The sequence below is a fragment of the Bacillus sp. z33 genome (genome assembly GCF_058313615.1).
Window position 1 is genome coordinate 490,364 of sequence record NZ_JBZFQN010000001.1, and the last position, 11,963, is coordinate 502,326.

12 protein-coding genes and 2 other annotated features are annotated in these 11,963 nt (G+C 39.2%); of the genes, 1 reads left to right on the top strand and 11 read right to left on the bottom strand.

Going from position 1 to position 11,963, the window contains the following annotated elements; translation table 11 throughout:
* Positions 1 to 145: 145 nt before the first annotated feature.
* Complete coding sequence (locus AC4G3L_RS02230; protein ID WP_491075346.1) at positions 146 to 937, bottom strand: 5'-nucleotidase, lipoprotein e(P4) family; 792 nt, start codon at positions 935 to 937, stop codon at positions 146 to 148.
* 135 nt (positions 938 to 1,072) lie between these two features.
* On the opposite strand from AC4G3L_RS02230, the gene AC4G3L_RS02235 reads away from it, so the two are divergent.
* Positions 1,073 to 1,384: a hypothetical protein gene (locus AC4G3L_RS02235; protein ID WP_491075347.1), complete on the top strand. Its 312-nt coding sequence runs from the start codon at positions 1,073 to 1,075 to the stop codon at positions 1,382 to 1,384.
* A 174-nt stretch (positions 1,385 to 1,558) separates the two neighbouring features.
* On the opposite strand, the gene AC4G3L_RS02240 is transcribed toward AC4G3L_RS02235, so the two are convergent.
* The 10 genes from AC4G3L_RS02240 to odhB form a co-directional block, all read right to left on the bottom strand.
* Positions 1,559 to 2,356: an aminoglycoside phosphotransferase family protein gene (locus AC4G3L_RS02240; protein WP_491075348.1), complete on the bottom strand. Its 798-nt coding sequence runs from the start codon at positions 2,354 to 2,356 to the stop codon at positions 1,559 to 1,561.
* A 361-nt stretch (positions 2,357 to 2,717) separates the two neighbouring features.
* Positions 2,718 to 3,203 carry a DinB family protein gene (locus AC4G3L_RS02245; RefSeq protein WP_491075349.1) on the bottom strand — a complete coding sequence of 162 codons (486 nt, stop codon included), beginning with the start codon at positions 3,201 to 3,203 and terminating at the stop codon, positions 2,718 to 2,720.
* Positions 3,204 to 3,315: 112 nt separating this feature from the next.
* Positions 3,316 to 4,134 (bottom strand): tryptophan synthase subunit alpha, encoded by an 819-nt coding sequence (trpA, locus tag AC4G3L_RS02250; protein ID WP_491075350.1) that lies wholly within the window; start codon positions 4,132 to 4,134, stop codon positions 3,316 to 3,318.
* A complete protein-coding gene (trpB, locus tag AC4G3L_RS02255) occupies positions 4,127 to 5,326 on the bottom strand; it encodes a tryptophan synthase subunit beta (protein WP_491076221.1) in 1,200 nt (399 codons plus the stop codon). The genes trpA and trpB overlap by 8 nt, the downstream gene beginning before the upstream one ends.
* A 5-nt stretch (positions 5,327 to 5,331) precedes the next feature.
* Positions 5,332 to 5,949: a phosphoribosylanthranilate isomerase gene (locus tag AC4G3L_RS02260; protein WP_491075351.1), complete on the bottom strand. Its 618-nt coding sequence runs from the start codon at positions 5,947 to 5,949 to the stop codon at positions 5,332 to 5,334.
* The gene (trpC, locus tag AC4G3L_RS02265; RefSeq protein WP_491075352.1) at positions 5,946 to 6,737 is read right to left on the bottom strand and encodes an indole-3-glycerol phosphate synthase TrpC; all 792 of its coding nucleotides are present in this window, start codon (positions 6,735 to 6,737) and stop codon (positions 5,946 to 5,948) included. The genes AC4G3L_RS02260 and trpC overlap by 4 nt, the downstream gene beginning before the upstream one ends.
* Positions 6,722 to 7,759 (bottom strand): anthranilate phosphoribosyltransferase, encoded by a 1,038-nt coding sequence (gene trpD / locus AC4G3L_RS02270; protein WP_491075353.1) that lies wholly within the window; start codon positions 7,757 to 7,759, stop codon positions 6,722 to 6,724. The genes trpC and trpD overlap by 16 nt, the downstream gene beginning before the upstream one ends.
* A complete protein-coding gene (locus AC4G3L_RS02275) occupies positions 7,752 to 8,345 on the bottom strand; it encodes an anthranilate synthase component II (protein ID WP_491075354.1) in 594 nt (197 codons plus the stop codon). The genes trpD and AC4G3L_RS02275 overlap by 8 nt, the downstream gene beginning before the upstream one ends.
* Positions 8,326 to 9,720, bottom strand: a complete 1,395-nt coding sequence (locus AC4G3L_RS02280; protein WP_491075355.1) for an anthranilate synthase component I family protein — start codon at positions 9,718 to 9,720, stop codon at positions 8,326 to 8,328. The genes AC4G3L_RS02275 and AC4G3L_RS02280 overlap by 20 nt, the downstream gene beginning before the upstream one ends.
* 50 nt (positions 9,721 to 9,770) lie before the next feature.
* Positions 9,771 to 10,008: a binding site (T-box leader), on the bottom strand.
* A 41-nt stretch (positions 10,009 to 10,049) separates the two neighbouring features.
* Positions 10,050 to 10,306, bottom strand: a binding site (T-box leader).
* A gap of 399 nt (positions 10,307 to 10,705) precedes the next feature.
* Positions 10,706 to 11,953 carry a 2-oxoglutarate dehydrogenase complex dihydrolipoyllysine-residue succinyltransferase gene (gene odhB / locus AC4G3L_RS02285; protein WP_491075356.1) on the bottom strand — a complete coding sequence of 416 codons (1,248 nt, stop codon included), beginning with the start codon at positions 11,951 to 11,953 and terminating at the stop codon, positions 10,706 to 10,708.
* Positions 11,954 to 11,963: the final 10 nt, after the last annotated feature.

An 11,963-nucleotide genomic window follows, 5' to 3' on the forward strand; every position in this document is an offset into this window, starting at 1 on the left:
CATAGCCGGATGAAAGCACCTTTGACCCGCCTTTCACAGACCTTTTGACTTGCTATAAGCATGATATAAGCGTTGAAAAGCTGCCGAAAAAATTTGGCCGATAAAAAATAAGAAGGCCGGCTCCGCAATCGGTGCCGACCTCCATTCAACCATCTGTATCTAGTAAAGTTTTTCGATCAATACCTGGTACTTTTCCTTTATTTAATGCTTTCTCCCAATTTCCATACATCGGATTCGGAAAAAGAATAAACTTATTTCCTATCCTATTCTTCATTAACTCAACTTGTCTTTTTCGTTCTTGGGAATCTAAAGAGTCAAACTCCTTAGAGAAATCAATTAAATTATCACCGAGGAGAAGAATAACGTCATGGTTCTTTTCGATTGCTTGCCTTCTTGATTCTTTACTCACTTCGTCTGTCAGTAAAATTAGATGTCCATTATCTATTTGCGGGAACCCAGCCTTCTTCAAGTTCTTTTCGGTAGCCTCGTATAAGTGCTTTTTCCTATTTGTCACATAAAAGATTGTGATGCCTTTCATATCTGCATATTGAAGGAATTCTAATGCTCCGGGTAGTGGCTTGGCATTTGCTTGAGACACCCACTCATCCCAACCTTCATTAAAGGAAATGTTCTTTTGTACTATTTGAGCTAAAAAAGGACTATTATTTAATACGGTCTCATCAATGTCCAAAATAATGGCTTTATCCTTATCTGTCTTATGTTGTAACGCTTGATCAAGTCTAAGTTTTGCCAGTTCATATCCTTGCCTGTATAACGCATCAGCTTCCGCTGACTGTTGATACCAAAGGACCGACATAACATTTTCATCCTGCTGGCTTTTATACATACTTGCTTCAACACTGTATAGCGGCATATTACCCCAAACACAGAATAGAACGATAACGATAAATGCTTTTCTTATCGTATTCCTTTTCATTCCAATCACCTCTCGAACAGTTTCTCCAATGGTATATAATTTAATTAAATTTTATCGTAAAACAACTCAACACCCACTTGGTTATATATGGTAATATCTGATAAAGGATTTATTTATGAGGAGAGTGGTATTGAAATGGCTGCAAAAGTTTTATTAGAACTTATAAGAATTCTTGCTATATTCTTGCTTCTTGGAGCTATGGGCGGATTCTTCCTAGAGTCGATTTATACATTGATTGGTACGGACTCTAAGTATTTTTGGTTAGGCTATATCGCCATTCTTATTTTAATTTTCGTTCTTTACAGAAATAGGTGGCAATTTAGTGGATGGTATAAGGGAAAAGGGATAAAAAGACTTCCGAAAGTAATCTCAAATACACTTATAAACAGCGCAGTTATCCTACTATTATTACCGCCAATTCTAACCTACTTAATGGACTATCTTTAAATTCAGTAAAAAAACTTAAACCATAAACTAGATGGTTGACCATCCTTTAAGATCATCTTTACATTTGTATAATTATATCCTCTAGCAATATCGTTTGAATAACCATTCCTGATTAACAAAAATAGCGCTAAACCATTTAGGCTTAACGCTTTCACTTTTTCATTCATTTATATCTCAGATCCATTCTTTTCCGTGTTCACGAATGAAGTAGATATCTTTTTGATAATGGTCCAGCTCTCCTCGATTAATCATCTGTTGAAAAGCAAGATTGCCTTTACTAGCTTTTTGAAGCATAGTTTGCCTTAAAGCTTGTAAGCGTAACAAGACAATCTCTAAAAACCCTTCTTTCAAGTCCACCATCCCATATGATTCAAAAAATAATTGCACTCTTTGTTTGATACGTTTGGCATCCGTTGAAGATTTATAATAAACCGCCTCACCTGTTTCCGTATGATAAAGCCTACTTAAAGGGACGCACGTATAAAGAGTATAGACGATATCCCAAAGTCTTGGCCCTGGAGCAGCCATATCAAAATCAATAATACCGACCGGTTTTTTGTGGTTAAAAATGATGTTGTATATGGCAAAATCGTTATGACATATAACCTCTATTTTGCCCGGTGTCTGATCCATTGGTTTCCATTCTTGTGATAACGGAAAGTCACTTACAGCATCATGATAGAGCCGCAGCATAAGCGCAATGTCTTTTAAGGTATTGTTTGACCACATATACTCTTTTAAAGGATAATGACCAGCTTCTCCTTCAATAAATGACAGGATCTCTCTTCCTTTTTCATCAACACCAATAAACATTGGCGCACTCTTATAACCTTTGGTCTCCAAATGCTTTAAAAGCTTATGAATTTTAGTCCCTTCTGTCTTTAAGTCTCGTCGCACTGTATCACCAATCCGATATACGTTTGAAACGTTTCCACCTGTCAATACTTCTTCACTTTCGTACTCATTTGCCATTTTGATCTCTCCAATTTTGGGGAACTGGAATTGTGTTAATAAAAATGTGTTTACGCCTTGATAAGAGAAATTTAATTTTCCACACCATAAATCCCTTGAATGATTTCCGCTACAAATATTCTTAACAGTGAAGAATCACACCGGCTGAATCATTTCAAAGGGGATACTCATGAGTACTTCGCAATTTACAAGCTGCAAAGGTATAATCTTCCTCTTTTAAAAAACTAAACATCCTCTATACAGTGCCATTCAGAAATTAAATAACTGCTATAAATAAAGAAGGAATTCAGAATATAGCCCTTCAAAGACTCCTTCTGAATTCCTTATCTTTAGTAAACGAGCAGGTTTACACCCGCCTATATTAGTACTGATTAGTCGTAGTATGGTGTTTTGTCAATATTTTTAAAGATTGAATCTGTCCCAGATGTATCGCTTCATGATTTAGTAAGAAGTGAAACAGATCGCTTTTTGTTTCAACATTGAATTTTTTTAAAGGGCCGGTTACCTCTTCTCGCCAGTATTCTGGCGGAAGTTCTTTAATTCTCTTTTCCTGTGTGAGGTAATTGGCTTTTATATCTTTCAGAGAAGGCGCGCTTCTTTGCCAATACTTTGGAGAAGTCCCGCTGCAAAAAAATTCACCATATAACTTTGAAAGTGGTGACCCACTGTCAGGATAATCGAATAAGATTGCTTCCGCACTGACTAGGATATGACCTAATTGCCAGCGAATTGTATTATTAAAACCTTCTGGTTGAAAGTCAGCTTCTGCTTCAGTTAAATCCTCAAAAGTTTCATGCAGTTTGGTTCTGGTTAACTCAAATTGTTTTTGCATACCAGACGTTTCCATTTATACCCCTCCAAATTATCTGTATTCCCTTCATAAAATAATGGGCTTCTGTCCTATATACCCAATTTATTCTGAAGAAAAACAGCAGGAAAACAGTCTTTCACATGGTAAATCATACCTTGCCAACTGTATGGCTGGTGGTTTGTTTTTCCTTATTTCGGTTCAGCTCTCCTATAAATGATTCTAATGCCTGGTGAGTCCCTTGATAGAGATGAGTCACAACCTTACTTCCCACAACAACCCCATCGCAATAGTCATACAATTGATTAGCGGTCGTAGAACTGGAAATGCCAAATCCTGCATAAATCGGACAATTTGTATAGTGCTTAAGTTGAGAAATTTGTTCTTTAAAGGTTACATCATTTAACTGAGCCTGTTCCCCTGTCGTACCATTTACTGTTACGGCGTAAATAAAACCTTCCGCTCCATCACAAAGCTCTGCCATTCGAGATGGATTGGCCGTTAATGGCACAAGCCTGATCAACACAATCCCTTCCTTATTAAGAGCTTCTTTAAAAACCGATTCTTCTTCAAGCGGTACATCCGGTATAATACAGGCACTTACGGATGCTTCTCTACACTTAACAGCAAACTGATGGATTCCCACTCTCAACACTGGATTGGCATACGTCATAACAATCAACGGAATCGCGATAGTTTCTTCCGTATTGATCAGCTCATCCAATATATCCGTTAAGGTAACCCCTTGTTTCAGGGCACGTAGTCCCGCTTCCTGAATGCTTGGGCCATCAGCCACTGGGTCAGAAAACGGTATCCCTATTTCGATGGCGGATGCATCTAATTCTTCAAAGTATTTAAGGGTTGAAATGAGCTGATGCACACCTCCATCACCAGCCATAATATAGGGAATAAACCCTTTTCCTCCATGCTTTTTAGTATCTGAAAACTGTTCCACCAACTTATTAGGCATGCTCTCCACCTCCCATTACGGTCATAACGGTATCCATATCTTTATCTCCTCTCCCGGATAAACAAATCACGATTGACTGATTTTTTCCCATGCCAGGTGCTCGTTTGACCGCTTCTGCTATCGCATGCGAGCTTTCCAACGCAGGAATAATCCCTTCCTTTCTTGTTAAAAGCTTAAAAGCTTCCAATGCCTCATCATCTTGTATAGATGTATACTCCACTCTGCCCTCATCCTTCAAAAAACAATGTTCCGGCCCGACTCCTGGATAATCAAGTCCCGCCGAGATGGAGTGCGCTTCCTCCACCTGCCCAGCGTCATCCTGTAAAAGATACATGAGTGCACCGTGTAAAATTCCCTTTTCTCCTTTTGAAATGGATGCAGCGTGCTCTTTCGTATCTAATCCCTTGCCAGCGGCCTCCACCCCAATTAAAGAAACTTGATTATCCTCTAAAAACTCGTAAAACATGCCAATCGCATTACTGCCTCCTCCAATACAGGCAATAATTTGATCTGGTAATCTATCCTGTAATGTCAGGAATTGCTCCCTTGTTTCCCGCCCGATTACAGATTGAAAATCTCGCACGATCTGCGGGAAAGGATGCGGACCCATAACAGAACCCAATAAATAATGAGTATCCTCAATATGACTGACCCAATAACGCAAAGCTTCATTTACGGCATCCTTCAATGAACGGCTTCCCTGCTGAACGGATACTACCTTGGCACCTAACAATTCCATTTTCAGTACATTTGGCTTTTGCCTCTTAATATCTTTTTCTCCCATAAAAATAACCGCTTCTAATCCAAGCAAAGCACAAGCAGAAGCGGTCGCGACTCCATGCTGGCCGGCGCCTGTTTCTGCCACTACCCTCTTTTTGCCCATCGCCTTGGCAAGTAACGCCTGTCCCAGCGTATTATTTATTTTGTGAGCACCCGTATGATTCAAATCCTCCCGTTTAAGGTAAATTTGGGCGCCACCTAAATGATTGGTTAGATTTTTCGCATAGTATAACGGAGTTTCTCTTCCTACATAATCTTTTAACAGCGACCTATATTCAGTGATAAATGCCTCATCCTGAGTTATGGTTTTATACGCTTCTTCTAATTCAAGCAAAGCAGGTATTAATGTTTCCGGTACAAATCTACCCCCATATTCTCCATATCGCCCAGTTGTATCTGGATATTCTTTTATGTTAATCACTTGATTTCCCCCTCTTTTGTCATTTTTATAAATTCATAGATTCTTCGTGTGTTTTTTCTCCCATCTATCTCCACACCGCTGCTGACATCTACCATATATGGATTTACAACATTAATCGCAGTACCTACATTTTCAAGATTCAAGCCACCCGCAAGAATGATGTTTGGGAATTTATGACCCAGTCCTCTTGCCTTCTCCCAGTCAAACGTGACTCCGTTTCCGCCTCTATATTCCTGTGCAGCAGCATCCAACAAAATATAATCCGCATGCTGCACTTGCCTAATATCTAAATCTGCTTGATTGGATGCAATGCCTATGGATTTGATAATCGGTAAGTTTACCTCCAAATAATCCGCCGGGTTTTCTTCTCCATGAAGCTGAATTGCTGTCAATCCACAATCCTGTGCCACTTTTTTCACCCTTTCAACTTCTTCATTGACAAAGACACCAACCTTCCAGCTCTTACAATCCAGTTTAGATATAATGTATTTTGCTACTTCTGGTGTAACCCTTCGCTTACTTTCAGCAAACATAAATCCCAATGCATCCGCACCTGCTTTTTCAGCTGTCAGCGCATCCTCGATTTTTTGGATTCCGCAGATTTTCACCTTCACCGCCTGGTCCTTCTTTCGATTTGTTTTATCTCTTGTATGAAAAGATCAGGATCTTGATGTTTCATTAATGCCTCTCCCATTAAAATCGCATCTGCCCCTGCATTGGCAATACGCAAACAATCATCCAAATTCCTAATACCACTTTCACTTATAACGAGGATGGAAGGATCTAGGATCAACTTAATTAAACGTTCAGTAACAGCTAAATCTGTACTAAATGATTGAAGATTCCGATTATTTATGCCAATAAGGTTTGGCTGCAGGGACAGAGCTATCTCCAAATCGTCTTCATCATGTACTTCAAGTAACACTTCCATACCAAGATGGACAGCATACTCATATAAAGCGGTTAATTTTGGTGGTGATAAAATTCTCACAATCAGCAGGATCAAACTTGCACCTGATAAAAAAGCTCGATTAATCTGAGTTTCTTCCAATATAAAATCTTTACATAAGACTGGCAGATTGATATGACTGGTTACAGCCTGCAAATCTTCAAAACTTCCGTTAAAGTGTTCTTTATCCGTCAAAACAGAAATAGCATCTACACCGCCATCCACGTACTTATTAGCTATCTCTATAGGATTGGCGATAGCATGAATGACTCCTTTTGAGGGAGATGACCGTTTAAATTCAGCAATCACTCCAAGTGTCGACTGACTTTTGACTCGCGCAGTAAATGATCCGCTCACTGGTTTATCTTTAACGCAACCCGGTATTTCAATTGCTTTTAAACTATTTAGTTCTTTTCTCTTCTGTTCCACGATCTTTGTTAAATAGGTTGGCATACACCCTCGGCTCCTTTCTTGTTATCCCGCCCTCTAACTTCAAGTAATTTCTTAAAGACAACACCCGAATCAATTAATTCAGCAGCATACACGACACCCTCCCGAATCGTCGGAACTTTCTCTGAAACAAATAAGCCAATGCCTGCATTCAGGAGGACGGCATCACGGCATGGATTCTTTTCCCCCTCGAAAATCTCAATCATTTTTTTAGCATTTTCAGCCGGTCCACCACCAGCTAAATGGATATTGTCCGATACGTTTAATCCAACATCATGTGGATGAAGGTTTTCTTCTGATATCTTTCCATTCTGAACGAAGTATAGTTTGTTTTCACCAGCTAACGAAGCTTCATCCATATTTCCTGCTCCATGGATGATGGCAGCCCTCTTTCTGCCTGCTTTCAATAATACTTCTCCATACAAATTTAATAGCTTTTCCTCATACACACCAACCACTTGATAGGTTAATTGCACGGGATTTGTCAAGGGTCCGATTGCATTAAAAATCGTAGGAATTCCCAGTTGCTTACGGACAGCAGCAATCCTTTTTAATTTAGGATGGATATGACTGGCATTCAAAAAAACTAAATTAGATTGATGAATAGCTTCCCTCGCTTCTTCGATTTGATTGATCGTATTAATGCCCAATGCTTTCAGAACATCCATGCTACCAGATTGACTCGTCATATTTTTATTTCCGTGCTTAACCATTTTGATTCCTGCACTTGCCAAAACAAATGCCGAGGCTGTGCTGATATTAAAACTGTTGCTTTGGTCTCCTCCAGTTCCGCAATTATCCATCGCATCAGGGATATCCCCAAGCTGGTGTGTCGACTCCTTCCGAATGATTTCTGCAATAATATGCAATTCCATACTCCCGTATCCCTTCAGTCCAATCGCCATCAAAAACGCAGCCAATTCCGCTTCTGATATTTTCGAACTTAGCATTTGATTTGCAGCATCCGCAATCTCATCCTCTGATAAACTCTTACCTTTGCTTAATTCTAAGAGATACTCATTCATGGATGACTGCCTCCTTCAAAGTTATTTGCAGAAAGTTAGATAGAATTGTTTTCCCATATGGAGTTCCAATCGATTCAGGATGAAACTGTACACCATATAAGGGATATTCCTTGTGGCGAACAGCCATAATTTCATCGTCCTCCTCAGATTTTGCGATAATCTTAATCTCTTCAGGAAATGGGTCTGTTTTTATAATGAGAGAATGATATCTCATCGCCTGAAAACTTTGAGGGAGATCTTTAAAAATCTCATCTCCTCTATGAATGATTCTTGAAGTTTTACCATGCTTGATTTGTCTCGCTCTGCAAACCGTAGCACCAAACACCTGGCCAATGGCCTGATGACCGAGACATACGCCTAAAATAGGTATTCGGCTGCAGAAATGTTTAATCAATTCGGTACATATTCCACTCTCTTCCGGTCGTCCGGGTCCGGGAGACAGGACAATGGATGTTGGTGATAATTGATTTATATCCTGAATCGTAAGGGAGTTATTTCGTTTAACCAGTACATCTTCTCCTGATTCCAATAAAAGCTGATAAAGGTTATACGTAAATGAATCAAAATTATCGATAAGTAAAATCATGGATTCCAACCTCCTTAAACCCTGCTTTATAAAGTGTTTCATACCATTCATTCTCTGGATTGGAATCGTAGACAACGCCGGCACCTGCCTGGATATGGATATGCTGATCTTTAATCACAGCCATCCTGATTGCCAATGCCAAATCCAACTCTCCTCCATAAGAGACAAAGCCAATTCCTCCGCCATATGCCCCTCTTCTTTCTTGCTCAGCTTCTGTAATCAGCTCCATTGCTCTTAACTTTGGGGCACCTGAAACTGTGCCAGCTGGCAGACAAGCTTTAATGGCATCCATTGGATGAACTTCTTCCTTTAATACACCTGCTATTTCCGATACAAGGTGAATCACATTTTTAAATTTTTCAATCTCCATATACCTTTTGATGTCTATACTATGCGGATTGCAGATTTTCCCCAAATCGTTTCTAGCTAGATCCACCAGCATGATATGTTCTGCCTTCTCTTTCTCATCCTCTTTTAAGCTGGACATTTGCTCTTCGTCTTCACTAAGATTTACCCCTCTTGGCCTGGTACCCGCAATTGGATTGGAATAAATGACACCCTGATTGATTGCAATCAATCGTTCAGGTGAACAACCCACTAATTTATAGAATTCAAAATCAATATGAAAATGGAACGTTTCGGGATGGTCTTTCTTTAATTTCTGGTAATAATCTTGTGAATCTCCTGTAAATAAACCGGTCCAACGTTGTGATAAAACGGCCTGAAATATATCACCGTTATTAATTCTTGATTTTAATGAGGTGACCGATTCCATAAATTCTTCCTTATTCGTATTGCTTTTAATACCATGAATCACATACTCTTTATTTCTAGTTATTTTGCCTGACAATGTTAGTTTTTCACGAAAGGATTGCATGGTTTCCATTAACTCTTCCTCTGATTGTTCACCTTCATAATCTAAATGGAGATGGCTGCATTCGGAAAAATCGTCACCACTGTAAACAAAATAATCGGTATGATAAAGAAAGTGTAAATCCGGAATACCAACTGGATTCTTTTCCGGCGGCTCCATATTTTCAAAGTGAAAACTATACGAATAGCCTGCAAATCCAATGGCTCCACCTTTAAATGGAAGATCGGGATAAAGAGATGCATCTATATCAAGTGAAGCTTTTATAAACTCATGCGGATCGTTCACTTTCTTTGCCATTTGACCACCTTGAATAAAAAAGGTTCCATCAATATCCGTCCTTATTTCTGCATATCGATTAAAGGCGATAATTCTGTTTCTGCTGCCACTTGGAGAAGGGAACTCAAGCACAGCCTTATATGGATCAGTAATTTCACTTATCGCCTCAAGTTTTTTCTGTTCATTAGTTGTCAGGCGTACCCTGATAATGGTCGGTTTTCTCATGTAATCCCCCCTGAAAATAAAAAAATCCTCCATAAGCAAACAAATTGCTTATGGAGGACGTATGATCGTGGTGCCACCCCCGTTGGATCTCTTTCAGATACTCGTTATGGAATGATTCCATCATTTGATATCCTATCCTTTTAACGGCGGAATCCCGTATTCCCCTACTAACCATTCAAGGAATCACTCGAAAGCCCATTCACATAAAGTCTGCATACCGGTTCTCACCCACTCCGGCTCTCTGTAGTGCCATACATCTATGCTACTCCTCTTTCTTAACGTTTATTTATTTAATTTTCACCATACAAAAAGGGCCTCACTTCCCCTATAAAAAGGACGAGAGACCCGCGGTACCACCTTCATTGAATGCCGAAATCAGCAATCCACCTCAAAACAGCTGCTGTCATCAACAACTAACTGTCAGCCCATAATAACGATCGGCTAAACCGGCCTAAGCATACTGTTTTACTCACGTTCTGCCCGGCAACTCCGAAGTCCATTCACAAATGAAAATGTACCGATTCCCACCACCCATCGGCTCTCTAAAACTTTTTCAAATGCTACTACTCTTCATCAACGCATATTTATGTTTAAGTTGTTGTTAATACTAATTTAATTATTTTGAATTGTCAATATTTTTTGCTAATTTTAGGTAAATAGATGTGTTTAAATTCCCTATATTTATACATTGATATGTTCATAAAAGAAGCTGATTTTATACCTCAGAATTCAGTATTAATTTATCTATTAGTATAAACAACTATTTCCTATATTTAATCGATTACCACTCTTCTGATGAAAACTCAAAGTCTTATAGGAAGGTTGCAGTACATGCTTACAAAAAAGAGTGCAAATTCAGTACGAATTTGACACTCTTTTTTGTAAATTCACTTGAAGTTTATCATCTATATTTTTTAATGTGTTTCGATTGTCGCATCAAATCTATTTTCGCTTGATATTTCTTTTTTATTTATTTAATTAAACCTCATCCTTCAAGCAATAAAGATTCCGGATCTTCAATTAATTTTTTGACATTTGCAAGGAAGCTAACTGCTTCTGCTCCATCGACAATACGGTGATCGTAGGATAAGGCGATATACATCATTGGGCGAACTTCGATTTTATCATCTTCAACAGCAATCGGACGTTTTTTTATACCATGCATACCCAGGATACCTACTTGAGTACCATTTAGAATAGGAGTAGACATTAGGGATCCGAAAACACCGCCATTTGTGATTGTAAAGGTTCCGCCTTGTAAATCTGACAAAGCCAATTTATTATCACGTGCTTTTTTCGCCAAGCTGCCTATTTCTCTTTCAATTTCAGCAAAATTCATACGATCTGCATCTCTGACCACTGGAACAACCAAACCTTCAGGAGCAGAAACGGCTACACCAATATCATAATATTTTTTGAGAAGCAGTTCATCACCTTGAATCTCAGCATTTAACAGTGGATATTTCTTAAGAGAACCCACAACGGCTTTTGTAAAGAAGGACATAAATCCTAATTTCACATCATTCTCTTTTTGGAATGCATCCTTACGTTTATTACGCAGGTTCATGATATTGGTCATATCTACTTCGTTGAATGTAGTCAGCATCGCTGCATTATGCTGTACCTCAACTAAACGTTTCGCTATCGTTTGACGTCTGCGAGACATTTTCACACGTTCTTCCGGTTTACCAGAAGCCGGTGCAGGTGCTGCTTTTTTAGCTTCCGGTTTTGGAGGCTTAGGTGCAGGCGCACTAGGTTGTGCTTGTCCATTAAAGGATTCCACATCTTGTTTACGTACTCTGCCAAGAGGATCAACTGTCGGGATTTCATTTAAATCAATCCCTTTTTCTCTCGCAAGTTTACGTGCAGATGGAGATGCTACCGGTTTGTTTCCCTTTTTCACTTCTATTAGTTCAGGAGCTGGAGCTGCTGCTTTTGGCTCTTCTTTCACTTGTTCTTTTGGAGCAGGTTCTTGTTCTTCACTCTGCGCAGGCGTGTCATCAGCATCTACAAGCGCAATTGCTTCACCAACAAGAACTGTATCTCCCTCTTCTTTTAGTTGCTCTGTCAAAACTCCTTCATAGTCGGAGATGATTTCAACATTCACTTTATCTGTTTCAAGCTCAACAATATATTCACCTTTTTCAACCTTTTCACCCGGTTGTTTAAGCCATTGTGCAATTGTTCCCTCTGTAATTGATTCCGCTAATTCTGGTACTTTTACCTCTGCCATCTCTATATTT